The sequence below is a fragment of the Amycolatopsis sp. genome (assembly GCF_036008905.1).
In the GTDB taxonomy this organism is placed as follows: Bacteria; Actinomycetota; Actinomycetes; order Mycobacteriales; family Pseudonocardiaceae; genus Amycolatopsis.
On record NZ_DASYMU010000064.1, the window covers coordinates 40,221 to 65,385 of the forward strand.

At 68.0% G+C, this 25,165-nt stretch carries 24 protein-coding genes; 15 read left to right on the plus strand and 9 right to left on the minus strand.

Annotation, left to right across the window (positions count from 1 at the left end):
- Window positions 1-27: 27 nt before the first annotated feature.
- Window positions 28-1,605 carry a malate synthase A gene (aceB, locus tag VGP60_RS12545; protein ID WP_327548129.1) on the plus strand — a complete coding sequence of 526 codons (1,578 nt, stop codon included), beginning with the start codon at window positions 28-30 and terminating at the stop codon, window positions 1,603-1,605.
- A 4-nt stretch (window positions 1,606-1,609) separates the two neighbouring features.
- A complete protein-coding gene (locus VGP60_RS12550; RefSeq protein ID WP_327548130.1) occupies window positions 1,610-2,821 on the plus strand; it encodes a DUF6986 family protein in 1,212 nt (403 codons plus the stop codon).
- Window positions 2,822-2,905: 84 nt separating this feature from the next.
- Here VGP60_RS12550 and VGP60_RS12555 read toward each other — a convergent pair whose 3' ends face one another.
- On the minus strand, window positions 2,906-4,237 hold the full coding sequence (locus tag VGP60_RS12555) for a DUF2786 domain-containing protein (RefSeq protein WP_327548131.1): 1,332 nt from the start codon (window positions 4,235-4,237) through the stop codon (window positions 2,906-2,908).
- 100 nt (window positions 4,238-4,337) lie between these two features.
- Between VGP60_RS12555 and dctA the strand changes: the two genes are divergently transcribed.
- The gene (dctA, locus tag VGP60_RS12560) at window positions 4,338-5,639 is read left to right on the plus strand and encodes a C4-dicarboxylate transporter DctA (protein ID WP_327548132.1); all 1,302 of its coding nucleotides are present in this window, start codon (window positions 4,338-4,340) and stop codon (window positions 5,637-5,639) included.
- Window positions 5,640-5,841: 202 nt separating this feature from the next.
- Window positions 5,842-6,009, plus strand: a complete 168-nt coding sequence (locus tag VGP60_RS12565) for a hypothetical protein (RefSeq protein ID WP_327548133.1) — start codon at window positions 5,842-5,844, stop codon at window positions 6,007-6,009.
- Window positions 6,010-6,014: 5 nt separating this feature from the next.
- Here VGP60_RS12565 and VGP60_RS12570 read toward each other — a convergent pair whose 3' ends face one another.
- Together VGP60_RS12570 and VGP60_RS12575 are read right to left on the minus strand one after the other, a co-directional pair.
- Window positions 6,015-7,313, minus strand: a complete 1,299-nt coding sequence (locus VGP60_RS12570) for a DUF2786 domain-containing protein (RefSeq protein WP_327548134.1) — start codon at window positions 7,311-7,313, stop codon at window positions 6,015-6,017.
- Window positions 7,314-7,388: 75 nt separating this feature from the next.
- Entirely contained in the window at window positions 7,389-8,873 is a 1,485-nt protein-coding gene (locus VGP60_RS12575; RefSeq protein WP_327548135.1) for a PucR family transcriptional regulator, read from the minus strand.
- Window positions 8,874-8,998: 125 nt separating this feature from the next.
- Between VGP60_RS12575 and VGP60_RS12580 the strand changes: the two genes are divergently transcribed.
- The 7 genes from VGP60_RS12580 to VGP60_RS12610 all read left to right on the plus strand — a co-directional run bounded on the left by VGP60_RS12580 (window position 8,999) and on the right by VGP60_RS12610 (window position 16,442).
- A complete protein-coding gene (locus VGP60_RS12580; RefSeq protein ID WP_327548136.1) occupies window positions 8,999-9,880 on the plus strand; it encodes a xanthine dehydrogenase family protein subunit M in 882 nt (293 codons plus the stop codon).
- Window positions 9,871-10,344 (plus strand): (2Fe-2S)-binding protein, encoded by a 474-nt coding sequence (locus VGP60_RS12585; RefSeq protein WP_327548137.1) that lies wholly within the window; start codon window positions 9,871-9,873, stop codon window positions 10,342-10,344. Before VGP60_RS12580 ends, VGP60_RS12585 begins: the two co-directional genes overlap by 10 nt.
- Window positions 10,341-11,690 carry an 8-oxoguanine deaminase gene (locus VGP60_RS12590; protein ID WP_327548138.1) on the plus strand — a complete coding sequence of 450 codons (1,350 nt, stop codon included), beginning with the start codon at window positions 10,341-10,343 and terminating at the stop codon, window positions 11,688-11,690. Before VGP60_RS12585 ends, VGP60_RS12590 begins: the two co-directional genes overlap by 4 nt.
- Window positions 11,687-13,984 carry a xanthine dehydrogenase subunit D gene (pucD, locus tag VGP60_RS12595; protein WP_327548139.1) on the plus strand — a complete coding sequence of 766 codons (2,298 nt, stop codon included), beginning with the start codon at window positions 11,687-11,689 and terminating at the stop codon, window positions 13,982-13,984. The genes VGP60_RS12590 and pucD overlap by 4 nt, the downstream gene beginning before the upstream one ends.
- Before the next feature lie 23 nt (window positions 13,985-14,007).
- Window positions 14,008-14,502, plus strand: coding sequence for a nucleoside deaminase (locus VGP60_RS12600; RefSeq protein WP_327548140.1), 495 nt, complete (start codon window positions 14,008-14,010; stop codon window positions 14,500-14,502).
- Between the two features lie 123 nt (window positions 14,503-14,625).
- The gene (locus VGP60_RS12605) at window positions 14,626-16,071 is read left to right on the plus strand and encodes an NCS2 family permease (protein ID WP_327548141.1); all 1,446 of its coding nucleotides are present in this window, start codon (window positions 14,626-14,628) and stop codon (window positions 16,069-16,071) included.
- Complete coding sequence (locus VGP60_RS12610; protein WP_327548142.1) at window positions 16,062-16,442, plus strand: allophanate hydrolase-related protein; 381 nt, start codon at window positions 16,062-16,064, stop codon at window positions 16,440-16,442. The genes VGP60_RS12605 and VGP60_RS12610 overlap by 10 nt, the downstream gene beginning before the upstream one ends.
- A 2-nt stretch (window positions 16,443-16,444) precedes the next feature.
- On the opposite strand, the gene VGP60_RS12615 is transcribed toward VGP60_RS12610, so the two are convergent.
- Window positions 16,445-16,999: a TetR/AcrR family transcriptional regulator gene (locus VGP60_RS12615; RefSeq protein ID WP_327548153.1), complete on the minus strand. Its 555-nt coding sequence runs from the start codon at window positions 16,997-16,999 to the stop codon at window positions 16,445-16,447.
- A gap of 98 nt (window positions 17,000-17,097) precedes the next feature.
- Between VGP60_RS12615 and VGP60_RS12620 the strand changes: the two genes are divergently transcribed.
- On the plus strand, window positions 17,098-17,949 hold the full coding sequence (locus VGP60_RS12620) for an alpha/beta hydrolase (protein ID WP_327548143.1): 852 nt from the start codon (window positions 17,098-17,100) through the stop codon (window positions 17,947-17,949).
- Here the strand turns inward: VGP60_RS12620 and VGP60_RS12625 are convergent.
- From VGP60_RS12625 to VGP60_RS12645, 5 genes are all read right to left on the minus strand, one after another.
- Window positions 17,906-19,225: a nucleobase:cation symporter-2 family protein gene (locus tag VGP60_RS12625; protein ID WP_327548144.1), complete on the minus strand. Its 1,320-nt coding sequence runs from the start codon at window positions 19,223-19,225 to the stop codon at window positions 17,906-17,908. The two genes, VGP60_RS12620 and VGP60_RS12625, sit on opposite strands and share 44 nt — an antisense overlap.
- Window positions 19,226-19,295: 70 nt before the next feature.
- A complete protein-coding gene (pucL, locus tag VGP60_RS12630) occupies window positions 19,296-20,201 on the minus strand; it encodes a factor-independent urate hydroxylase (protein WP_327548145.1) in 906 nt (301 codons plus the stop codon).
- Window positions 20,202-20,207: 6 nt separating this feature from the next.
- Window positions 20,208-20,522, minus strand: a complete 315-nt coding sequence (gene uraH, locus VGP60_RS12635; RefSeq protein WP_327548146.1) for a hydroxyisourate hydrolase — start codon at window positions 20,520-20,522, stop codon at window positions 20,208-20,210.
- Entirely contained in the window at window positions 20,519-21,013 is a 495-nt protein-coding gene (gene uraD, locus VGP60_RS12640; protein WP_327548147.1) for a 2-oxo-4-hydroxy-4-carboxy-5-ureidoimidazoline decarboxylase, read from the minus strand. Before uraD ends, uraH begins: the two co-directional genes overlap by 4 nt.
- Before the next feature lie 103 nt (window positions 21,014-21,116).
- Window positions 21,117-21,590, minus strand: coding sequence for a helix-turn-helix domain-containing protein (locus tag VGP60_RS12645; RefSeq protein WP_327548148.1), 474 nt, complete (start codon window positions 21,588-21,590; stop codon window positions 21,117-21,119).
- A 137-nt stretch (window positions 21,591-21,727) separates the two neighbouring features.
- Here VGP60_RS12645 and VGP60_RS12650 point away from each other — a divergent pair, with 137 nt between their 5' ends.
- From VGP60_RS12650 to gcl, 3 genes are read left to right on the plus strand one after another with little or no spacing between them, the layout of a single operon-like run.
- A complete protein-coding gene (locus VGP60_RS12650; protein ID WP_327548149.1) occupies window positions 21,728-22,555 on the plus strand; it encodes a hydroxypyruvate isomerase family protein in 828 nt (275 codons plus the stop codon).
- Window positions 22,552-23,442: a 2-hydroxy-3-oxopropionate reductase gene (locus VGP60_RS12655; RefSeq protein ID WP_327548150.1), complete on the plus strand. Its 891-nt coding sequence runs from the start codon at window positions 22,552-22,554 to the stop codon at window positions 23,440-23,442. The genes VGP60_RS12650 and VGP60_RS12655 overlap by 4 nt, the downstream gene beginning before the upstream one ends.
- 2 nt (window positions 23,443-23,444) lie before the next feature.
- A complete protein-coding gene (gcl, locus tag VGP60_RS12660; protein WP_327548151.1) occupies window positions 23,445-25,136 on the plus strand; it encodes a glyoxylate carboligase in 1,692 nt (563 codons plus the stop codon).
- Window positions 25,137-25,165: the final 29 nt, after the last annotated feature.

The window sequence follows — 25,165 nt, forward strand, 5'->3', positions numbered from 1 at the left end:
GACGTCTTCTATCGAATGGGTGTTCTCATGTCTGAAGTCCAGGTGCTCGGCGGCTCGGTCGAGCGTGACGACGAGGTCCTGACGCCGGGGGCACTGGAGTTCCTCGGCGGCCTGCACGACGCCTTCGCCGCGCGGCGGGACGAGCTGCTCGCGGCCCGCGGCAAGCGCCGCGACGAGGCCAAGCGCACCGGCAAACTGGACTTCCTGCCCGAGACGGCCGAGATCCGCGAGTCCGCGTGGAAGGTCGCCGAAGCCCCCGCCGCCCTGCGGGACCGCCGCGTCGAGATCACCGGCCCGACCGACCGCAAGATGACCATCAACGCGCTCAACTCCGGCGCCAAGGTGTGGCTGGCAGACCTCGAAGACGCCAACACCCCGCACTGGGCCAACGTCGTCTCCGGCCAGGTCAACCTGCGTGACGCCGTGCGCGAGACCATCTCGCTGGAGAGCGGCGGCAAGAGCTACAACCTCCGCGACGACGTCGAGCACGCCACCATCGTGGTCCGCCCGCGTGGCTGGCACCTCGACGAGCGCAACCTCGAAATCGGCGGGCGCCAGGCCGTCGGCGCGCTGGTCGACTTCGGGCTGTACTTCTTCCACAACGCGAAAGCCTTGCTGGCCAAGGGAAGTGGCCCGTACTTCTACCTGGCGAAGATGGAGAGCCACCTCGAAGCCCGGCTCTGGGACGACGTCTTCACCCACTCGGAGAAGGCACTCGGCATCGACCACGGCACGGTCCGCGCGACCGTCCTGATCGAGACGATCCCCGCCGCGTTCGAGATGGAAGAGATCCTCTACGAGCTGCGCGACCACGCGTCGGGCCTCAACGCCGGCCGCTGGGACTACCTGTTCAGCATCATCAAGTACTTCCGTGACGCCGGTGAGCGGTTCGTCCTGCCGGACCGCAACTCGGTCACCATGACGGCACCGTTCATGCGCGCGTACACCGAGCTGCTGGTGAGCACCTGCCACAAGCGTGGCGCGTTCGCGATCGGCGGGATGGCCGCGTTCATCCCCAACCGCAAGGACCCCGAGGTCACCGAAAAGGCGATGAACAAGGTCCGCGACGACAAGAGCCGCGAGGCCGGCGACGGTTTCGACGGTTCCTGGGTGGCGCACCCGGGCATGGTCGACATCTGCCGCGAGGAGTTCGACAAGGTCCTCGGCGACAAGCCGAACCAGCTCGACCGCCTCCGCGACGATGTCCACGTGACGGCCGACCAGCTCCTTGATCTGTCTGGCACCGAAGGCGGCGCGACGGCCGCCGGGCTGCGGGCCGCGGTCGACGTCGGCATCCGGTACATCGCGTCCTGGCTGAGCGGGAACGGCGCCGCGGCCATCCACAACCTGATGGAAGACGCGGCCACAGCGGAGATCTCGCGTTCGCAGGTCTGGCAGTGGGTGAACAACAGCACGCAGCTCGACACCGGTGAAAAGGTCAGCGAAGAGCTGGTCCGCACGGTGATCGGCGAGGTCCGTGCCGGGCTCGCCGACGTCATCCCGGCCGAGTTCCTCGGTGAGGCTGTGGAACTGTTCGAGCAGGTCGCTTTGGCCGAGCAGTTCGCGGACTTCCTGACCCTCCCCGCCTACGAACGGATCAAGTAACTCCATGGCCGGTCGGCTCAGTGACGGCGTTTACGCCGGTATCGACGCGCGTCTCGCCGAGGCGGACGCGCGGGTGGTGGCGGCGTATCCCGGTGAGCCGATCGGCCGCCAGCCCGTGCACACGGTGTACGTGCCCGCCTCGCAGTACCGCGCCCGGATGGTCGCGGACTGGGGGAAGCAAGCAGTTCGGGTGTTCCTCGAAGACGGCGACCTGCTCGGCCTCGACGACGAAGTGTCGGACCGGGTAAGGGAAAAGCTGCTCACCGAGCCGATCGAGGATCTCCGGATCGACTTCGAGGACGGCTACGGCAACCCCGGCGACGACGTCGAGGACGCGGCGGCGGTCGCGGCCGGGCGGACGCTGGCTGTCACGGGTGGCACGCCGTTCGTGGGCATCCGGTTCAAAAGTTTCGAACAGGCAACGCGCCGGCGCGGGATCCGGACGTTGGATCTCTTCCTGTCCGGAGTCCTCGAATCCGGTCCGCTGCCCGGCGGGTTCGTCGTCACGCTGCCGAAGGTGACGGCCGTCGAACAGGTCGAGGCGTGCGCGGAGGTGCTCGAAAAGCTGGAAGCGGCCTACGGGCTCACCGCGCACGCGCTGAAGTTCGAGGTCCAGATCGAGACGTCCCAATCGATTCTCGCCACCGACGGCACCATCGCGGTGGCGCGGATCATCCAGGCCGCGGCCGGGCGCTGCACCGGGCTGCACTACGGAACCTATGACTACAGCGCGGGTGTCGGCATCAGTGCGGCCTACCAGAGCATGGAACACCGAGCCGCCGACTTCGCGAAGCAGTTCATGCAGGTGGCCGCCGCCGGAACCGGCGTCCGGCTGTCCGACGGCTCCACGAACAAGATCCCGGTCGGCGATCGTGACGCCATCGGTGTCGCATGGTCCGAGCAGACGCGGCTGGTGCGGCGGTCCCTGGAAAACGGCTTCTACCAGGGCTGGGACCTGCATCCGCATCAGCTGCCGAGCCGGTTCGCGGCGACGTACGCCTTCTTCCGCGAAGGTTTCCCGGCCGCTTCGGCACGGCTTCGCGACTACGCGGCGAAGACGGAAAACGGCGTCATGGACGAGCCCGCCACCGCGCAGGCCCTCGCCGCGTACCTGACTCGCGGCCTGGACTGCGGCGCCCTCGACGAAGCCGAAGTCCTCAAACTCAGCACCCTGGACCGGCCCGCGCTGGACCGGCTGGTCCGCCGCATCGAGTAGCCGACTCGGTGACGTAGGCGCAGCTGTGGGGGTGGCTCGTGAGTGGCTACGAGTGTTCTAACACTTGTTGCCACTCACGACCTTCTACGACCCGCCGACCGTGCGGCGGGTTTCCAGCTGTGCGCGGTCGGCGGCGGCGGTACCGGCGCCCCACCCGGCGGCATTGCTTACCGACACGTGCTTTCCCACCGTCGCCGGGTACCTGATGTCGAACTCCGCGTCTACCTTCTGCTGGCGGGACACCAGCACCGGGAGCAAGCGGGCGGAGTCCGGTGCCTCGGCGATGGTGGTCGTGTTCGTCCGTTCCAGACGTTCACCGATCCGCGTCGCGTAGGCCACGAGGAAGGACTGTCGGTAGGAACGGGTCCGGGACTGGCCACCGCGAGTCGTCTGGCTCCCGCCGGAGAGCATCGCTTTCGTGGCCTGCAACAGCAGTGATGTCGTCAGCAGCTCGACCGATTCGAGGTCGTTTTCGTCGCCGAGCACGCTCATGAATCCCCACGACGCGTGGAAGATCGCCCGGCAGCGATTCGCCTTCGACACCATTTCGACCAGCAAGGATTTCGCGTCGAGATAAGGCGCGTCCAGCCAGATGCGGTGCGTGCCGACCATGGCGGGCGCGGAGGTGTCCGCTTCGACCAGCACCCTGTCGAGGGCGTGCCGGGTCATGAGTTCCTGCGCCTTGGCGGAGAGCGCTTCGGCCTCTTCGGGGAACGAACTCGACTCGGCCTTCGCCAGCAGCGCGCGGACCCGGCTCAGCATCTTCTCGTCGACGCCGTGGTGCGCGGTCACCTTCTGGTTCTTCACGGTGCCGGGAAGCGGAGCGATCACGGCCACCGGATGCAGGGTCATCAGGAGGCCAAGGACTTCGATCACGATGGCCAGCGCTTCCGCGAGATCGAGGACGTTTTTGGCCGCCCACTGCCCTAGCTGCGGCTTGTCCCGCGACCACCAGGTGACCGCCTCGATCTGCGCGAGCTGGTCACGCCAGACCGGATGCACGATCGTCGGTGCGAACTGCCGCATGTACGCGGCGAGCTCGTCGACCAGATAGCTGACGGCGACCCGGTCGAGCCGGCGGCGCGTGATCTGGAAAAGGTCCTCCGGCAGCCAGCCGTCCCTGAACACCCGGATGAACACGTGGTCGGTGGCCAGGTGCGCGGCCGTCTCGATATCCCTCGTCGTGCCCTGGAAACGTGGGGAAGCGAGGGTGGCGGCACATTCCTTCGCGGCTCCGACGTCGCCTTTGGCCCGTTCGAACGACGCTGACAGCAGCATGTTCGCGATCAGGTCGGCGGGAAGCGGCGGTGCGGTGAAGTCGTATGCCGACGACTGTTCCGGCGAAGGTTGTTGCCGCTGTTTGGCCGCGCGCTGTTTCGCCTTCGCGGCCCGCTTCTGCCTGTTCTGCTTGCTCAAGCCAACCCTCCACCGGTATGTGCACACAGCGTACGCAAGGCGGCTCCAGCCGTAACAACCACGGAACTTGGGGAAAATCTCCGACCCCTAGGTTGCGGGAATGTCGATCAAGGGCTGGTACAAGTCGCTGTTCGTGCAGCTGCTCGTCGCGGTGGTGGCCGGGGTGCTCGTCGGGCATTTCTGGCCGGGCTTCGGCGCGGAGCTGAAACCGGTCGGGGACGGGTTCATCCGGTTGATCAAGATGATCATCGCGCCGCTCATCTTCTGTGTGGTGGTCACCGGGATCGCCGCGGTCGGGGACGTCAAGGCGGTCGGGCGGATCGGGCTCAAGGCGATCCTCTACTTCGAGATCGTGACGACGTTCGCGCTGATCTTCGGTCTACTGGTGGCCAACGTCTTCCGCCCGGGCAGCGGGCTGGACATCGACCCGGCGACGCTCGACCCGAATGCGGTGGACGCCAAGACCAACGGCGGCCGGCTGCCGTCGGCGGCGGACTTCCTGCTGCACACCATCCCGGACAGCGTGGTCAACGCGTTCGCGGAAAACCAGCTGCTCCAGGTGCTCGTGTTCGCGGTGTTCTTCGGGGTCGCGCTCGCCGCGATCGGGCCGACGAAGGCGCCGCTGGTGCTCAGTCTCGTCGAGCAGTTCCAGCAGGTGATCTTCAAGGTCATGGGCTGGATCATGCGGGTCGCCCCGCTCGGCGCGTTCGGCGCGATGGCGTTCATCATCGGCCAGTACGGCATCGGAACCCTTGGTACGTATGCGAAACTCATCGGCGCCTGTTACGCGGCGGCCGCGCTGTTCGCGTTGATCCTCGCCGCTGTCTCACGGTTCTACGCGGGTATCCCGATCTGGCAGTTCATCCGCTACGCGCGGGAAGAGTTCCTTCTCGCGCTCGGCACGGCGTCGACCGAATCGGTGATGCCGCGGATCATGATCAAGCTGACCGAGGCGGGCTGTTCGCGGGCGGTGACCGGACTGGTCGTGCCCACCGGCTACTCGTTCAACCTCGACGGCGCCACGATCTATCTCTCGATCTGCACGGTGTTCCTGGCGCAGGCATTCGGCGTGGACATGTCGCTCGGCCAGCAGCTGCTCGCCGTCGGAATCCTGATGCTCACGTCGAAGGGCATGGCCGGGGTGCCGGGCTCGTCGTTCCTGGCGTTGTCGGCGACAGCCGCCGCGATCGGCGCGTTCCCGGTCGCCGGTGTCGCGCTGCTGCTCGGCGCGGACCGGCTGATGGACTCGATGCGCGTGTTCGTCAACTTGCTGGGCAACTGCGTGGCGACCTTCGTCGTCGCCAAGTCCGAGAACCAGCTGGACCGCGAACGCATGCTCGAAACCTTCGGCACCATGGCCAAAAAACCCGACCCAGAACCAGTCGCGACCCCAGCGCCGTGAGCAGGCACCCACCGCCGCGTCCGGCCATCTGTCGACAGATGGCGACGAGTCACGCTCAGCCAGGTATAGGATTTGCTATACCTGGCTGGCGGCTAAGGAAGGGGACGTCTGCGTCGTCGATGAGGAACGCCGAGCAGAAGAAGAGGGCGGGCGATGACCGGCTATAGCCATTGGCAGGACATTCGCGGCCAACACGTCGAACGTGCCGGCGGCGAGGAAGCAGTCGAAGCGGGCAAGCAAGAGCTGCTCCCAGATCGAACAAGGCAAAGTCGCGGGGCAGGACGTGCTCGCTCGCTATGCGGCGGCACTCGGGGGAAGACTCCATCAGGCGATCTATTTCGACGATGGTGACATCGCCGCCATCGCCTGACGAGCTCAGCTGCCGACGGAGCGGCGGGCTTCCAGGTGGGCGCGGTCGGCGGCTTCCTTGCCCGCGCCCCAGCCGGCGGCGTTGCGCACGGGCACGCGCTTGCCGACGGCTTTCGGGTACCGGATCTCGAACTGCTCGTCGACCTTCTGCCGCCGGGACGCCAGCACCGGCAACAGCCGGGCGGAGTCCTCGGCCGCGGCGATCGTCGTCGCGCTGGCCTGCTCCAGGCGTTCGCCGATCCGGGTCGCGTAGGCGACCAGGAAAGACTGCCGGAACGCGCGGGTGCGGGCTTCGCTGAGCTTCCCGGCGTCGTGGCCGGCGGCGATCATCGCGCGCGTGGCCTGCAGCAGGAGCGACGTCGTCAGCAGGTCCACGGCGTCGAGGTCGCTGTCGTCGCCGAGCACGCTGACGAAGCCCCAGGACGCGTGGAAGATCGCGCGGCAGCGGTTCGCCGTCGCGACGACGTCGACCAGCAGTGACTTGGCGTCGAGGTACGGCGTGTCGAGCCACAGCCGGTGGGCGCTGACCGTGTTCACCATCGCGGCGTCCGCCTCGACGAGCACCCTGTCGAGCGCGTAGCGGGTCATGAGCTCCTGCGCCTTGCCCGACAGCGCTTCGGCTTCCTCGGGGAACGCGCTCGACTCCGCCTTCGCCAGCAGCGCGCGGACCCGGCTCAGCATCTTCTCGTTGACGCCGTGCTTGCCGGTGATCTTCTGGTTCTCGACCGTGCCGGGCAGCGGGACGATGAGGTCCAGCGGGTGCAGCGTGGTCAGCAGGTCGAGGACCTCGACGACGCTGGTCAGCACCTCCACCGGAATGAGAATGTGCTTGGCCGCGAACTGCCCCAGATGCGGCTCGTCGCTGCTCCACCAGACCGTCGCGTCGAGCTGCCCGAGCTGTTCGCGCCACGTCGGGTGGACGGTCGCGGGCGGGTAGGGCTCGATGTACGCGGCGAGCTGGTCGACGACGTAGGCGAGGGCGAACTCGTCGAGCTGGCGCCGCGTGGCCTGGTAGATGTCCTCGGCAAGCCAGCCGCCCTTGATCGCGCGGTCCAGCAGGTGCTTGACGGCCTTCTGCGCGCCGAGTTCGACGTCGCCGAAGCTGCTCGGGAAGCTCTCGGACGTCAGCTCGTCGGCGCACTGCTTCGCGGCGCCGGAGTTGGTTTCGAGGTCGTTCGCCGCCTTGATCAGGATCGTGGCGATCTCGTCGACCGTCGGTGCTTCCGCGTAGTACGGACGCTGTGCGGCCTGTTCCCTGGCCGCGCGTTGCGCCGCGGCCCTCAGCCGGCTTTTCTGCTTACCCATCTCCGCCCTTTCACCATGGGCGTCAAAGTGAGATGCCGACCTGGTACCCCAATTCTCTCAGGTCGCTTTTCGGCCTTACCCGTCGGCCAGCAAAGCGAGGTAAACCTCGACCTGTTCGGTGAAATTCGTGAGGTCGACGTCGAGGAGCTCACTCGCGCGGCCGATGCGGTAGCGCAGCGTGTTGACGTGGACGTGCAACGCTTTCGCGGCCCGCGCGGGTGACCCGGAACACTCCAGGAAAACGCGCACTGTGCGCACGAGGTCACTGTTTTGCTCGGCGTCGTAAGCGAGTAACGGGCCGAGTACCCGCCGGCGCAATGCCGCTCGGAGTTCGTCGGGCGCACCGGCGAGCAACAACCGGTGCATGCCGATTTCCTCCCCCGCCACGACCGCGACCCGCTCGGTCCGGTTCGCCGCGGCGACCACGGCGTGGCGGGCTTCCTCGGCCGCGCCGCGCAGGCCGGAAATCTGTGCCGGGCCACCGCTTCCCAGCAGTACCCGGGAAGCGCCGAGCATTGGCTCCACAGTGGACAGAGCGCGGGTTGCCGACGTCGTCCAGTCGGCGGGCCAGCCGTCGTCGGTTTCCACGAGTGCGTAGGCGTCTTCGCCGAGGGCACCGATCAAAACCCGCGCGGGATGTCCGGCGAAGAGTTCGCCGAGCAGTTCGCGACCCGCGCCGGCGCCGGGCGTGCGCGCCAGCACCACGCGCAGAGTGGCGTCGGCGGGGAGACCGCTCGCGGCGAACGCGTCGGCCAGTTCGGCACCGGTCGCCGAGCCACTTCCGAGCAGCCGGATGAGCGGTTCCGCGACCCGGTCGCCGACCCGGCGCACCTGGTCGTCGCGTGACCGCGCCAGCCCGATCAGGCCCGCGAGTTCCTCGGCGATCTCGGTCGCGCCGGAGGTCAGTTCCGCGCCGACGGCCAGCAGCCACGGCACGGCGTGCCGGCCGCCGATGGGCAGCAGCGTGTGCCCGTGGACGCCGGACGGATGACCTTGGGCGGAGACGAACCGGGCGACGAGCTTGTCGACCGGCGGGGGAGGTTCTTCGCTGCCGGAGACGACCCGGCCGGTGGCCGACAGCACCCAGCAGGGCGCGCCGAGTTCAGTGGCGGCGTGACCGAGCAGCGTCGACAGCGACGCGTCGTCGGTCGCGGCCGAAAGCAACCGTTTGCGCGCGCCTTCCGACCCGGCGGCCAGCGCGAGGACCACTCGTTCGGTGATGACCGAGAAGGAGAGTTCCGGCGGTACTTCCAGCAGCGGGATGCGGTGCCGCGCGCAGGCGTCGATCAGATCCTGGGGGATGCCGTCGGAATCCGCGCCGGACGCCGCCAGCGCCGCCGCACCGGCACGCGCCATCGCGGCCACGAACGGCTCGGCGTCCCCGGGGCGTCGCCACCACAGCAAACCGCTGAGCACCAGCTCACCCGCGGAGAGGTAGCGGCCGGGGTCGGGCAGCTCGGTGCCGTAGATCCGGGTGACCTTGCGGTCGAGCAGATCCGCCCCGGTCCGCAGGCGCAAGTGCAATCCCGGTAGATCGAGCAGAGTTTTCAGTACTGTCATCAGGGTTGTAGGAAAGCACAAAGAGGCAGGTCCCCGCTGCCCCCGATTCATACTCCCGCGCCGTTGCGGCTCAGGGCAGTAGGTGTGTGTACTGGGTCACTACACCGACTTCGAGGAGCCAGAGAGTGGATTTCCTGCGCCCCACCACCCTGCCGGAGGCGCTCGCCATCAAGGCCGAGCGGCCGGACGCGGTGCCCATCGCCGGCGGGACCGACGTGATGGTCGAGCTGAACTTCGACCACCGCCGCCCCGCCGCGCTGATCGACCTCACCGGGATCGCGGAGCTGGCCGAATGGTCCACATCGGACGGTGTGGTCCGGCTCGGCGCCGGTGTCCCGTACGTCCGGGTCATCGCTGAACTGGGTGAAAAGCTGCCCGCGCTGGCCATGGCTTCCCGCACGGTCGGGTCGCCGCAGATCCGCAACCGCGGCACGGTCGGCGGTAATCTCGGGGCCGCGTCGCCCGCCGGGGACACCCATCCGGTGCTGCTGGCCGCCGGGGCGTCGGTGGAGGTCGCGTCGGTTCGCGGTTCGAGGGTCATCCCGGCCGACGAGTTCTACCTCGGCGTCAAACGGCACGCCCTCGACGCCGACGAGCTGATCACGGCCGTGCACGTGCCGATCACCGGCGCGCCGCAGCAGTTTTCCAAGGTCGGCACGCGCAACGCGATGGTCATCGCGGTCTGCTCGTTCGCCGTCGCACTACATCCCGAGCGGTCGCGGGTCGGCGCCGCCGTCGGCTCGGCCGCGCCGACCCCACGTCGTGCGCTGGCCGCCGAGGAGTTCCTGTCCGGTGAACTGACCGACAAGAACTTGTGGGGCACCCGCGCGGCGATCAGCGACTCCGTGCGCCGGCGGTTCGGCGAGCTCGTTTCGGAGGCCAGTTCACCGATCGACGACGTCCGCGGCAGCGCCGAATACCGCAAGCACGCGCTCGCGGTGCTGGCCAGGCGGACCTTGACTTGGGCGTGGAACGACTACCAGGGGAGTGAGCGCTCGTGCGCGTGAACGTGACGATCAACGGCGAGTCCCGGCAGGCCGACGACGTGTGGGAGGGCGAAAGCCTGCTCTACGTCCTGCGTGAGCGGCTCGGCCTCCCCGGCTCCAAGAACGCTTGTGAGCAGGGCGAATGCGGGTCCTGCACGGTATACCTCGACGAGGTCCCGGTCTGCTCGTGCCTGGTCGCCGCCGGTCAGGTGGAGGGCCGCGAGGTCCGGACCGTCGAAGGACTCGCCGACGGCGACAAGCTCGACCCGGTCCAGCAGTCCTTTGTGGACGCCGGAGCCGTGCAGTGCGGTTTCTGCACGCCCGGGCTCGTCGTCGCGGCGCACGACCTGCTGAACCGCGTCGCCAGCCCGAACGACGAGGAGATCCGCGAGGCGCTCGCCGGAAACCTGTGCCGCTGCACGGGATACGAGAAGATCCTCGACGCCGTCCGGCTCGCCGCGACGGTCAAGGCGGGTACCGCATGAGGACGGTAATCGAGAACGCGGCGATCGCCACCGTCGATGCGTCCGGCACCGAGATCCCCAGCGGATACGTGGTCATCGAGGATGAGCTGATCGTCGCCGTCGGCGAAGGCCCGGCACCGGCCGGGGAGTACGACGAGCGCATCGACGGGCGTGGGCGTCTGGTCACTCCCGGTCTCGTCAACACCCATCACCACCTGTACCAGTGGGCGACTCGCGGGCTGGCCGCCGACCACACGCTCTTCGAGTGGCTCGTCGAGCTGTACCCGATCTGGGGCCGGCTCGACGCCGAAATCACCCACGCCGCCGCGACGGCCGGGCTTGCCCGCCTCGCGATGACCGGCTGCACCACGGTCGCCGACCACCACTATGTGTTCCCGCGGGACGCGGGTGACCAGGTCGAAGCGCTCGTGTCCGCGAACAGCCGCGTCGGCACGCGGATCCACATCGTGCGCGGCTCGATGGACCGAGGCGAGTCCGACGGCGGGCTGCCGCCGGACAACCTCGTCGAGGAGACCGAAGCCGCGTTGCTCGGCACCGAGCGGGCCATTGACCAGCACCATGACACGTCGGCGAACGCCCGTGTCCGCATCGCGGCCGGGCCGTGCTCGCCGTTCTCGGTCAGCGAGCGGTTGATGACCGGTGCCGCGGAATTGGCGCGCCGCAAGGGAGTCCGGCTCCACACGCACCTGGCGGAGACACTCGACGAGGAAGAGCAGTGCCTCGCCGAGGTCGGCTGCACGCCCGCGGAGTACGCCGACAAACTCGGCTGGCTCGGCGATGACGTCTGGCTCGCGCACACCGTGCACCTCGCGCCCGAAGCGATCCGCAAACTCGGCGCCACCCGCACCGGTTCGGCGCACTGCCCGACGTCGAACGGCAGGCTCGGCACCGGTATCGCGCCGGTCCGTGCGCTGCTCGACGCGGGTGCGCCGGTCGGTCTCGGTGTCGACGGCGCCGCGTCCAACGAATCCGGCGGTCTCGGCGAGGAGCTGCGGCAGTCGCTTTTCCAGGCGCGCCAACGAGGTGGGCCCAAGGCGTTGACCACGCGCCAGGCGTTGTGGATGGGCACCATGGGCGGCGCGCGCTGCCTCGGCCGGGAGAGCGAAATCGGCTCGGTCGAGGTCGGGAAGCTCGCCGACCTGGCCCTTTGGGACCTGAACGGGCTGTTGTACGCCGGGATCACCGACCCGGTCGCCGCGCTGGTTCTCGGTGCCACCCCGCCGATCGCGCGGCTGCTGGTCGGCGGGAAGACCGTGGTGTCCGGCGGCGAACTGCGAACGGCCGACGAAGCTTCGATCGCGCGGGAACTCAGCGCGGCCAGCGCACGACTTCGGGAGACGCGATGAGTAGCGCCACGGAAACCGCCACCGCGACGGCGACTGGCTCGGCGAACGGCGTCGGTGCGAGCCCGCAACGCCCCGACGGCACCATCAAGGTCCGCGGTGAGTTCGCCTACTCCTCGGACCTGTGGCACGAGGACATGTTGTGGGGCGCCACTTTGCGCAGCCCGCACCCGTACGCCCGGATCGAGAGCATCGACATCGGCGAGGCGCTGAAGGTGCCCGGGGTGTACGCGGTGCTCACTCACGAAGACGTACCCGGCGTGAACCGGTACGGCCTGGAGCACCAGGATCAGCCGGTGCTGGCCGTGGATGTCGTGCGGTACCAAGGGGAACCGGTCGCGCTGGTCGCCGCCGATCACCCCGAAACCGCGCGACGTGCGATGAAGCGCATCAAGGTCGTTTACACGGAACTGGAACCGGTGATCGACGTCGAGGCGGCCGTCGCCGGTGAAGGCGCGGATCTGCACCCCGGCGGGAACGTCGTCCGGCACGTGCCGATCCGGCGCGGTGACGTGACCGCGGAAGCCGCTGTCGTGGTGAGCGGCGTGTACGAGGTCGGCATGCAGGACCAGGCCTTCCTCGGCCCGGAATCGGGGTTGGCCGTACCCGCTGAAGACGGTGGTGTCGACCTTTTCGTGGCCACACAATGGCTGCACGTCGACCAGCAGCAGATCGTGGCCGCGCTGGGCCTGCCGAAGGAAAAGGTGCGACTGACGCTCGGTGGCGTCGGTGGCGCGTTCGGTGGCCGCGAGGACCTGTCGATCCAGGTACACGCCTGCCTGCTCGCGCTGCACACCGGCAAGCCGATCAAGATGGTCTACAACCGCGAGGAATCCTTCTACGGGCACGTGCACCGGCACCCGGCGCGCATGTACTACGAGCACGGCGCGGACGCCGACGGCAAGCTCGTCTACGTCAAGGCGCGGTTGTACCTCGACGGTGGCGCGTACGCGTCTTCGACCGGCGCGGTGGTGGCCAACGCGGCGACGCTCGGTGTCGGGCCGTACGACGTGCCGAACGTGTCCGTGGACTGCTGGGGCACGTACTCGAACAACCCGCCCTGCGGCGCCATGCGCGGGTTCGGTGCGGTGCAAGCGGGTTTCGCGTACGAGTCGCAAATGGACAAACTCGCCGAGGCCTGTGGCATCGACCCGGTCGATATCCGGATTCGCAACGCCATGGCAGAAGGCAGCATCATGCCGACCGGCCAGGTCGTCGACTCGGCCGCACCGGTCGCCGAACTCCTGGAACGCCTGCGCGCCAAGCCCTTGCCCGCGGCGGAAGGCGAACTCGACCTCCGACGCATGCCCGGCGGCGTCTCGAACACGACGCACGGTGAAGGTGTCGTGCGCGGTGTCGGTTACGCGGTCGGCATCAAGAACATCTGCTTCTCCGAAGGCTTCGACGACTACTCGACGGCCCGCGTGCGCCTGCAGATCGTCGGCGACGAACCGGCGGCGACAGTGCACACGGCGGCCTGCGAGGTCGGCCAGGGCCTGGTGACGATCATGCAGCAGATCGTCCGTACCGAGCTGGGCATCGAGCAGGTCACCATCCTGCCGATGGACACCACCATCGGCAACGGCGGTTCGACGTCGGCGTCACGGCAGACCTACGTCACCGGGGGAGCGGTCCAGGCGGCTTGCCTGGCCGTGCGCTCGAAGCTGTTCGCGCACGCGGAAACCAAGCTCGGCACGGCGGCGAGCCAGCTCAGCGTCACCGGCGGCAAACTCGTTTCGTCGAGCGACGGCGTGCTGGCGGACCTGGTCGACGTGCTCGGTGACGACACGTTCGACGAGACCGTCGAGTGGCGTCACCGGCCGACCGAGTCCCTCGACCCCGAGACCGGGCAGGGCATGGCCCACGTCCAGTACGGGTTCGCGGCGCACCGCGCTGTTGTCGACGTCGACACCGAACTCGGGCTGGTTAAAGTGATCTCGCTGGACTGCGCGCAGGACGTCGGCAAGGCGATGAACCCGCAGGCCGTGCTCGGCCAGATCCAGGGCGGCTCGGCGCAGGGACTCGGGCTCGCGGTGATGGAGGAGATCCAGACCGCCGGCGGCAAGATCCGGAACCCGTCGTTCACCGATTATCTGATCCCGACCGTGCTCGATATGCCACCGATGAGCATCGACGTCCTCGAGCGTGCCGACCCGCACGCGCCGTACGGGCTGCGAGGTGTCGGCGAACCGCCGACGATCTCGTCCACCCCGGCGATCGTCGCGGCGATCCGCGCGGCCACCGGACTGGCACTGCAACGCGTCCCGGTGCGCCCGGAACACATCACCGGCACCTGATTCTCAAGACTAGGAGACCTTTCGTGGGGACACGTCTGTCCATAGCTGTTTCGGACGAGCGGAAATGGCTCGACGAAGCCGTCCGGCTCGCGACCGCCAACGTCGAAGCGGGTGGAGGCCCGTTCGGCGCGGTGATCATCCGAGGTGGCGAGATCATCGCCACCGGGACCAACCAGGTGACACCACGGCTCGACCCGACGGCGCATGCCGAAGTCGTCGCCATCCGGGCGGCCTGCCAGGCGATCGGCGACTACAAGCTGACCGGCTGCGTGCTCGTCTCTTCGTGCGAGCCCTGCCCGCTGTGCTTGTCGGCAGCCTTGTGGGCGCGGGTGGATCGCGTCCTGTACACCGCGGATCGTGACGACGCCGCCAAAGCGGGCTTCGACGACCGTGAGTTCTACGAGCTCTTCGGCAAGCCGCGTGAGAGCTGGCCCGTCCCGATCGACCAACTGTCCACTTCGGACTTCAACGCGCCTTTCCAGGCCTGGCTGTCGAAACCCGACAAGCTCGCCTACTAAAGACCTCGTGAGTGGCTACGAGTGTTAGAACACTCGTAGCCACTCACGAGCCACCCACCCAGCCGGGCCCCTTCCGAAAAGGGGGCCTTGGTCGAGCACGCCCACACCGCTGTGGAGACACTCATGACCCAGCTGCGCGCTAACCCGCCCCACCACTCGCCGGAACCGGCTCCCGCAAACGCCTCCCGGCTAGACCGCTTCTTCAAGATTTCCTTTCGTGGCAGCACGGTGGGCCGCGAGGTTCGCGGAGGCGTGACCACGTTCGTCGCGATGTGCTACATCGTGCTGCTCAACCCGCTCATCCTCGGCGCGTCGGCCGACATCACCGGCGCCCGCCTGACCACCGAGCAGGTCACCACCGCGACCGCGCTGGCCGCGGGGATCACCACGATCCTGATGGGCCTGATCGGCAACGCGCCGCTCGCGCTCGCGGCGGGACTCGGCGTCAACGGCGTCGTCGCGTTCCAGATGGCGCCGGCGATGACATGGGCGCAGGCTTTCGGGCTCGTGGTGCTGGAGGGCGTGTGCATCGTGCTGATGGCCGTCTCCGGGGTGCGGGAACGGATCATCAACGCCATCCCGATGCCGCTGAAGGTGGCGATCACCGTCGGGATCGGGCTCTACATCGCGCTGGTCGGCCTGGTCAGCGCGGGTTTCGTGACGCGGACCCCGGACGCGGCGAACTCGACGGTCCCGGTGCGGATGGGTATCGGCGGGCATCTCGTCGGCTGGCCGATCGCGATCTTCTGCATCGGCCTGCTGCTGATGATCGTGCTGATCAGCCGCGCGGTACCGGGCGCGGTGCTCATCAGCATCCTGGTGGCGACCGTCTTGGCGATCGTCGTCAACAGTGTGTTCCACGTCGGCGGCTGGGGTCTGGTCGTGCCGAACGTGCCGGAGCACGTGGTCGCGAGTCCTGATTTCAGTTTGCTGGGCGACATCGATCTGTTCGGCGGTTTCGGCTCGGCCGGGATCGCGACGGCGACGGTGTTCCTGTTCACTCTGGTGCTGTCCGGGTTCTTCGACGCCATGGGCACCATCACCAGCGTTTCCGAGGAAGCCGGGCTGGTGAAGGACGGCCGTGTCGAGGGCATGGGCCGGATCCTGCTCGTCGATGGGATCGGCGCGTTCGCCGGTGGCGTCACGGGTTCCGCGCCGAACACGGTGTTCCTCGAATCGGCAGCGGGGGTCGGCGAAGGCGCGCGGACTGGCTTGGCGAGTGTCGTGACCGGTGGATTGTTCACCGCGACGCTGTTCCTGACGCCGATCGCGGCGGTGGTCCCGGCGCAGGCCGCGGCACCGGCGCTGGTCGTCATCGGCGGCATGATGATGGCCCAGTGCGCGCGGATTCCCTGGCGGGACTTGGATTTCGCGATCCCGGTGTTCCTGACGATCGCGCTGATCCCGTTCACCTATTCGATCACGAACGGCATCGGCGCCGGTTTGGTCGCGTACGTTCTGATCAAGGTCGGCAAGGGACAGTGGCGGGAGATCGGCTGGCTGCTCGGCATCCTGGCCGTGGTCTTCGCCTGTTACTTCGGAATCGAAGGGATCATGCCGTGGCTTTGATGTTCCTCAACGGTGGTGGCATGCGGGGCGGCCCGCTGCACATCCAGCTCCAGGGCGCGCCGCTGCTGTGCGTCGCGAAGTCCGCCCCGAAGTATCGGTACTTCTCCGTCGGGGACCGTTTTCCGGCGATGTACGAGGTCGAATCCGGCGGCGGCAGCGTCGTCGGCGAGGTCTACGACCTGCCGCTGCGTGTCCTGCGTGACCACCTGATCCCGTCGGAACCACCCGAGCTCGAGATCGGCATCATCGAACTCGAAGACGGCGCCGCCTGTCTCGCCACCGTCCTGCGTAAGTCCTTTGTGGACGCTCCTGACCTCATCGACATCACGGCCCTGGGTGACTGGCGAGCCCACCTCGCCACCCTGACGTGAGTTCAGCTCACGGTGGCGAGGGCGGCGCGGGCGGCCAGGACTGAGGTGGCGGAGGCGACGGCGAGGGGTTCGGTGGTGCGCAGGGAGCGGCTGAGGATGAAGGCGCCTTCCAGGCTCGTGACCACCGAAATGGTGAGCGTGCGGGCCGCTTCCTCGCCGATGCCGAACCTCGCGAAAACCGCCGTACCGGCGTCGATCCACGCGGTGAAGACGTCCGCGGTCGCTTTCCGGAGCGGCTCGTTCGTGCTGGCGACTTCCAGCGCGACGGTCGCGATCGGGCAAGCGTCGGCGTAGTCCGTCTCACGCAGTGTCTCGGCCGCGCCGGCGAAAGCCGCTTCGACGCCGCCGACGAGGTCGTCGGTGTGGCCGAAGTGGATGTCGAAGAGCTGCAGGTACATCAGCCCGGACGAGCGGATGACCTCCTCGCCGAGCTGCTCCTTGCCACGGGGGAAGAAGTGGTAGAGCGAGCCGAACGGCGCGCCCGCCTGCGCCACGATCTGCTTGAGACCGGTGCCGGTGTACCCGTTGCGGCGGAACAGCTCCGCGCCGGCCGCCATGATGCGGTCCTTCGTGCCTGCCAACTCGAACCTCCTCGCGTCGACGCCGAGTATAGGCTACCGTCACGCTAGAGCGATCTATCAAATCGGAGGCTGTGATGCCCGAGGTCGAACTGTCCGCAGGCCCGATCGAGTACGAGGACACCGGTGGCGAAGGACCGGTGCTTGTGTTGCTGCACGGCCTGACCATCAACGGCACGGTGTGGCGTCACGTGGTCGCCGACCTGCGCGGGGACTACCGCTGTGTGGTGCCGACCTGGCCGATCGGCGGCCACCGCAAGCCCATGAACCCGGACGCCGACCTCTCGCTGCGCGGCCTCGCCCTGCTCATCGACGAGTTCCTCGAGAAGCTTGGACTCACCGACGTCACGCTCGTCCTGAACGACTGGGGAGGCGGCCAGCTCCTGCTTTCGGAAGACCGCGCGGACCGCGTCGGCAGGCTCGTGCTCAGCGCCTGCGAAGCGTTCGACAACTACCCGCCGGGTCTCCCGGGCGCGGCCATCGGACTCGCCTGCAAGATTCCCGGCGGGTTGAAGACCACGATGAGCCTGTTGCGGTTCAAGGCCTTCCAGCGTGCGCCCGGCGCCTGGGGCTGGATGAGCAAGCGTGCGGTTCCCTCGGAAATTATGGACAGCTGGTTCCGCCCGGCGCGGACCGACCCGCAGATCCGCCGCGACCTCGTCAAGTATGTGAAGTCCGTGCCACCCAAGGACGTCCTGCTCGAACTCGCCGACCGGATGAAGTCGTTCGACCGGCCGGTGCTCGTGGTCTGGGCGCCCGAGGACAAGCTCATGCCCCGCGAACACGGCCGGCGGCTCGTCGACCTCTTTCCGGACGCGCGGCTGGTCGAGATCGAGGACAGCTACACGCTGATCCCCGAGGACCAGCCGGCCGAGTTCGCGAAGGCTATGCGGGAGTTCGTGCCGACCGCTCACCGAACACGAGGTTGAGGACCACCGCCGCCACACACCCGGCGCTGATGCCCGAGTTCAGCACTGTCTGCACCGCGGCGGGGAAGCCGGCGTAGAAGTTCGGCGCTGCGATCGGGATCAGCCCGATCCCCAGTGACGCGGCCACGATCGTCACGTTGGCGGGGCGTTCGAACGACGCCTTCGCCAGCGTCCGGACACCGCTCACCGCGACACTGCCGAACAGCACCAGTCCGGCGCCGCCGAGCACGGGTTGTGGCACCAGCGCGATGATCCCGCCGGTCACCGGCAGCACGCCGAGGATCGCCAGCACCACACCGCTGGCCGCGACGACGTACCGGCTGACCATCCGCGTCAGCGACACGAGCCCGATGTTCTGCGCGAACGCCGTGCACGCGAAGCCGCCGAAGATCGTGCTCAACGCCGTCGCCAGCCCGTCGGCCCGCAGGCCGTCAGCCAGGGTGGCTTCGCTGGTCGGCTTTTCGACGATCTCGCCGAGCGCCAGCATGTCCGCGGTGCTTTCCGCCATCACCACCAGCATCACGATCGCCATGGAGATCACCGCGGCGACGTCGAACACCGGCATGCCGAAGTGGAACGGCGTCACGATCCCGAACGCCGGCGCCTGCGTGAGCGTCGAGGTGTCGACCTCGCCGAGCGGCCAGGCGAACAGTGTCCCGACGATGAGCCCCAGCAGCAACGCGATCCGGCTCCAGAATCCCGAAAGGAACCTGTTGAGCGCGAGTACGGCGATGAGCGTGATGCCCGCGAGGATCAACCCCGACGGTTTCGCGGTCTCCTGCTGGCTCGAGATCCAATGGATCGCCACCGGCAGCAGTGAGATGCCGATCAGCGTGATCACCGTGCCGGTCACCAGCGGCGGGAAGAATCTCGTCAGCCGGGAAAAGAAAGGAGCGGCGAAGACCACGAGCACCCCGCCGACCAGCGTCGCGCCGTAGACCACGCCCAGCGCGTTCTCCGGCCCATGCTGCTTGACGATCGACAGCACGGGCGCCACGGTCGCGAACGTCACGCCGTTGACCAGCGGCAACCGCGCCCCGAATCGCCAGACCCCCAGCGTCTGCAAGAGCGTCGCGAGCCCGGCGGTGAACAGGCTCGCACTGATGAGCAGGCTCAGCTCCCCAGGACTCAAGCCCACAGCCGCGCCGATGATCAGCGGCGGCGCGACCACACCGGCGTACATCGCGGCCACATGCTGGATGCCCCCGGCGACCAGTTGCAGCGTGGGCGGTTTCCGGTCGACGGGGTGGCGCTCGGCTTGCGTGGTGGTGGTCATGGGGCTCCCTCAGGGCGCGCTGGACCGGGGCCCCGGGCGTACGAGCCCGGGGCCCTGCACGAAAATTCGGTTAGAAGGCGGCGAGGGTGTGCCACGCGAGGCCGGGGTCTTCGGCGTCGTCGCGCAGGATGGTGCCCTCGATGAGGCCGTACGGGCGGTCGGCCGCGTAGAAGACCTCGTTGTCGTTGGTCAGCCCGAACGGTTCGAGGTCGACCAGGAAGTGGTGCTTGTTCGGCAGGGAAAGCCGCACCTCGGCGACCTCCGAGCGGGCTTCGAGAACGGCCTCGCCCATCGCGTACAGCGTCTGCTGCAACGAGAGACTGTGCTTGGTGGCGAAGGTTTCCAGCATGATCCGACGGACTTCTTGGTGGCTCTTCGCCCAGTCGATGTCGGTGCCCTGATACCGCCAGCGCGCTGTCACCGCTGTCGCCAGGATGCGGTCCTCGGTTTCGCGCAGTGTCGTGTACTTGTCGCGCGGGAAACCGTGGAACTCCGAGCCGGTGGACTTCAGCAGCACGAGGTCGTCGAGCCCGGAAACCACCCAGGTCTGATCGCCGTGCACGGTGACGGCCGTGGTGCGCTTTTCGTTGCCCGCCTTGGAGAACGAGTGGTCGTGCGGTTTTCCCTCGACGGCGATCCGGTCCCAGCCGTGCTCGTCGATGAGCACCCGGGCGCCGCTGATGTGGCTGAACTCGCCTACGCTGGATCCCTTGACAAAGTGTTTGCCGAGCCGCAGCGCGAAGTCCTCGATCTCGCCGACCGGGCTTTCCTTGGCGAAGGCGTACACCGTGTTCTTCTGCGTGTCCGTGGCGACGACGTCGGAGTTGTCCCCGGTCAGATGGGTGCGCTCCAGGCTGCCGCGCAGCGACGTCGACACCGTCAGGTCCTTGATGTGGTGTACCGGGCCTGACCGGTTCACCGTGACGAGCCGGACTTCGGCCTTGCCGTACTGGTTGGGTCCCAAGATGATGGCCACCGCGGTTCAGCTCCCTCGGTAGGTGGAATAGGAGAACGGGCTGAGCAGGACCGGCACGTGGTGATGCGCGCCGGGATCGAGAATCCGGAAGGACACCGTGACCTCGGGGAAGAACGCGTCCGGCCCGAGGTAGTCCGCGGTGTCGAAAGTCAGCTTGTAGACGCCCGCGTCGAGTTGGTCCGGGCCGAGGTCGCGGAGGCGGCCGTCGTCGTCGGTGACGCCCTCGGCGAGCACGGTTCCGTCGGCGTAGAGCCGGACGGGGATCCCGGCCGCGGGGACGCCTCTCGCGGTGTCGAGGACGTGGGTGGTCACGAGACTCATGCCTGCACTGCCTTTTCCAGTCGCAGCTTGGCGATCTTGGCCAGTTCCTGGCCGGCGATCGCGAGCTCGGTGTCGGGATCGTTGCCCAGCCGGTCTCGCAGATTCGCGAGCAGTTCCTCGCCGCTGCGGCCGCTGGCGCAGACCAGGAAGACGTGACCGAAGCGCTGCTCGTACTCGACGTTGGCGGCCTGGAACTTCTCCGCCGTCGAACCGTCCACACCGGACTGTTCGGACCGCGACCAGCTCGCGCCGGTCCCGCTCCCGGCGGCTTTCTCACCGATCCGGGGATGGGCCGCCATGGCCTCGTGGATCTCGGCAGGGAGCAACGGCGTCGCCGCGTCCGACGCGGAGAGCAGGGCTTCCACGTCGGTGTACGGCCGCCCGGCCAGCACGGCGTCGACCCAGCGGGGGACCGCGAGGCAAGTCGTGAGGAGGGGGCGCACGTCTTCGGGGCCGGCCTGGTTGAACTCGGCGAGCTCGAGCTGCGACAAGAGCGCTCCTAGCTGGGAATTCTGTATGGCGGAAGAATTATTCTGCTGGCGAACGGTACGGCCGGATGCCCGTTCGCGTCAACACTTTGTTGAAAGTGACTGGTCAGCCGGTTTCCCGGTTCAGATAGTTGTACACCGTGAACCGGGTGACCCCGAGGGCTTCGGCGATCGTGGCCACGGACTTCTTCTGGGTGAAAGCGCCGCGTTCCTTGAGGATCCGCACGGCCCGCTGCTTGCTCGCGCGGTCGAGCCCGGCGAGCTTGCCGCCCACTTCGCGCTCGACTTCTCCGATCAGGCGGTCCAGCGCGCTGTTCAGCTCGACCGGCGCGGCCGCGGGGGCGTCCGTCCGGCGCAGTTGCAGCGTCAAGCGGATCGCACCGCCGTCGATCGCGGCCCGGGCGATGCCGCTCAGCGCGCCCAGAAGCGCGTCGGCGTCACCGCGCACTGTGGTGCCGAGTGGGCCGAAATCCGTGGTCAGGCCCGCTTTGTCGGCCGCGTCCCGTGCTTTGAGCGCGTGCGCCGGCGGCTCGCCCTCACCTTGGAAGGGCTCGCTCGTGAACTCCGCTTCTAGTTCCACCGGCGCAACGTATCCCGCCGGAAGGCCCGTTGACGAGACGGACTGTTCGGAGTTAGTCTCGTTATGCGAAAACAAAATTCCACACAGCGAAATTATTGCTGAAATAGCCGCAGCACTCGACCACGAAGGTTTCCGCCATGGCCGAACTTGCCGGTTCACGTCATTCCCTGCCCTACGACGTCAACCTGTCGATCCTTTTCACCGAAATCCCCCTGCTCCGGCGGGCGGAGGTCGCCCGGGTACTGGGCTTCACCGCCGTCGAGTTCTGGTGGCCGTTCGAGGTCGCCGTACCGTCCGACATCGAAGTCGACCAGTTCGTCTCTTCGGTCCGTGAGGCCGAACTCGACCTGATCGGGCTCAACTTCTTCGCCGGGAACATGGCCGCGGGAGATCGCGGGCTCGTGTCGTGGGTCGGGCGGGAGCAGGAGTTCGCCGACAGCGTCGACGTCGCCATCGACATCGCGACGCGGTTGCGCTGCCGGACGTTCAACGCCTTGTACGGCAACAGGATCGACGGCGTCGACCCGGCCGAGCAGGACGAGCTCGCGCTCGCCAACCTCGATCTCGCCGCCACCGTGGCCGCGGGCATCGGCGCGCAGCTGGTCCTCGAACCGCTGTCCGGCGCCGAGCGCTACCCGTTGCTGACGGCCGCCGACGCCATCGAGGTGATCGACAAGCTCGGTCGCGAAAACGTCACCCTGCTGGCCGACCTCTACCACCTCGCGGCCAACGGTGACGACCTCGACGCGATGGTCGCGGAGTACACGCCGCGCGTCGGGCACGTGCAGATCGCGGACGTACCGGGCCGCGGCCAGCCGGGCTCCGGCTCGCTGGACATCGAGGGTTACCTGGAGAAGCTGCAGGCGGCGGGCTACGACGGGCATGTGGGGATCGAATACAAGCCGACCGGCTCCAGCGCGGATTCGTTCGACTGGCTGCCGCAGGAGCGAAGGGGACGGAAATGACCAAGATCGCGTTCATCGGGCTGGGCATCATGGGCGGGCCGATGTCGGGCCACCTCGTCGCCGCCGAGCACGACGTCACGGGGTTCGACGTGAGCGCCGACGCGGTCGCGCGGCTCGTGGCGGCAGGTGGGACCGGTGCGTCGAGTGTGGCCGAGGCGGCCGAAGGCGCCGACGTGGTGATCACCATGCTGCCGAACCACCCGCACGTGGAGGACGTCGTGCTCGGCGCGTCCGGTGTGCTGGAGGTCGCGAAGCCCGGCACCCTGCTGATCGACATGAGCACCATCCGGCCCGAGACCTCGCTGGAGGTCGCGAAAGCCGGTAAGGACAAGGGAATCCGCGTGCTGGACGCGCCGGTATCCGGCGGTGAGGCCGGTGCCAAGCAGGCGGCACTGTCCATTATGGTCGGTGGTGACGAGGAGGACTTCGCCGCCGCCAAGCCGCTGCTCGGGGTCGTCGGCAAGACGATCGTGCACGTCGGCCCGCACGGCGCCGGCCAGGTCGTGAAGGCGGCGAACCAGCTGGTCGTCGGCGGGATCTACGGGCTCGTCGGTGAGGCCATCGTGCTGATGGAAGCCTCCGGCGTCGACGCCAAGATCGGCCTCGACGTCCTCGCGGGCGGCCTCGCGGCGAACCGGATCCTCGACCTCAAGCGCGAGTCGATGGTGGCCAGGCAGTTCAAGCCCGGGTTCCGCATCGACCTGCACCACAAGGACATGGGCATCGCGCTCGCCGCCGCGCGGGAGGCCGACGTGTCGCTGCCGCTCACCGGCATGGTCGCGCAGCTCGTGTCCGCGGCGCGTGCCATGGGCTACGGCTCCCTGGACCACTCCGCGCTGCTCAAAGTCACCGAAGCACTTTCCGGCCGTTCCCAGAACGAGGAGTGACCATGCCCAGGATTCCCGTTATGCAAGCCGTCGTCGAAATTCTCAAGAGCGAGGGCGTCGACACCGTGTTCGGCTGCCCCGGCGCGGCGATTCTCCCGCTGTACCAATCCCTGCAGGGCAGCGGTATCGAACACCTCATAGTCCGGCACGAAGAAGGCGCCACGCACATGGCCGACGGCTGGGCGAGAACCACCGGCGGGGTCGGGGTCGCGATCGGAACCTCCGGCCCCGCCGGAACCAACATGATCACCGGGCTCTACACCGCGCAGGCCGACTCCGTGCCGATCCTGTGCATCACCGGGCAGGCCGACTCGCGCAAGCTGCACACCGAGGCGTTCCAGGCGGTCGACATCGTCGAGATCGCCAAGCCGGTGACGAAGTGGGCGGTGCAGGCGAAGGAAGCGGCGCAGCTGCCGTGGATCTTCCGCGAGGCGTTCCGCATCGCGCGGTCCGGGCGGCCGGGCCCGGTGCTGATCGACCTGCCGATCGACGTCCAGAAGCAGCTGATCGAGTGGGATTCGAGCATCGACTCGCCGCTGCCGATCACCGTCCCGACGCCGTCCGCGGCGCGGGTCGAGCGCGCGCTGGACATGCTGCTGGCGGCCGAGCGTCCGCTGATCCTCGCGGGTGGCGGTGTGGTGCTCGGCGAGGCGAGCAAGCAGCTGCTGGCTGTCGCCGAGAAGCTCGGTGTGCCGGTCGGCGTCACGTTGATGGGCAAGGGGAGCTTCCCCGAGGGCCACGAGCTGTTCGCCGGAATGGCGGGCATCCAGACGTCGCAGCGCTGGGCGAACGCGGCCTTCCTGGAGTCCGACCTGGTGCTCGCGCTCGGGGCGCGCTTCGGTGACCGCCACACCGGCGAGCTCGACACCTACCGCGGTGAGCGCAAGTTCATCCACGTCGACATCGAGCCGACGCAGCTCGGCAAGGTGTTCGGGCCGGATCTCGGGATCGTCTCCGACACCGGCGCGTTCTTGGACGCGCTGCTGGTGGCGGCCGAAAAACGGACAGTCACGACTGGCCGTGCTTGGGTCGACAGGCTGTCGGACCTGAAGGAAGCACTGCCGCGCCGGGATGACTTCGAGTCCGTGCCGATCAAGGCGCCGCGGGTCTTCAAGGAGATCAACGACTACTACGGCGAGGACACCTACTTCGTCACCGCGATCGGGCTGTACCAGATCTGGTCCGGCCAGTTCCAGAAGGCGCACAAGCCACGCCACTACCAGGTCTGCGGCCAGGCCGGCCCGCTCGGCTGGGAGATCCCGGCGGCGATCGGGGTCAAGAAGGCGAAGCCCGAGGCCGAGGTCGTCGGCGTGGTCGGGGACTACTCGTTCCAGTTCCTGGTCGAGGAGCTCGCCGTCGCCGCGCAGTACGACGTCGGATTCGTGCTGATCATGCTCAACAACGAGTACCTCGGGCTGATCCGCCAGGCCGAGACCGGCTACGACATGAACTTCGAAGTCGACATCCACTACGACGCCAACGGCACGGACAACGTCAAGATCATGGAGGCCTACGGCTGCGCCGGGGTCCGCGTGGTCGATCCGACCGAGATCCGGGCGTCGCTGGAGTGGGCGAAGAAGGAAGCGGACCGCACGAGCCGTCCGGTGCTCGTCGAGATCATGATCGAGCGCGAGGGCAATGCCGCGATGGGCAAGGCCCTCGACAGCGTGGTCGAGTTCGAGCCGGTCCCGTAACGTTCGGGTCGACTGGGGTGGGGGGGGGG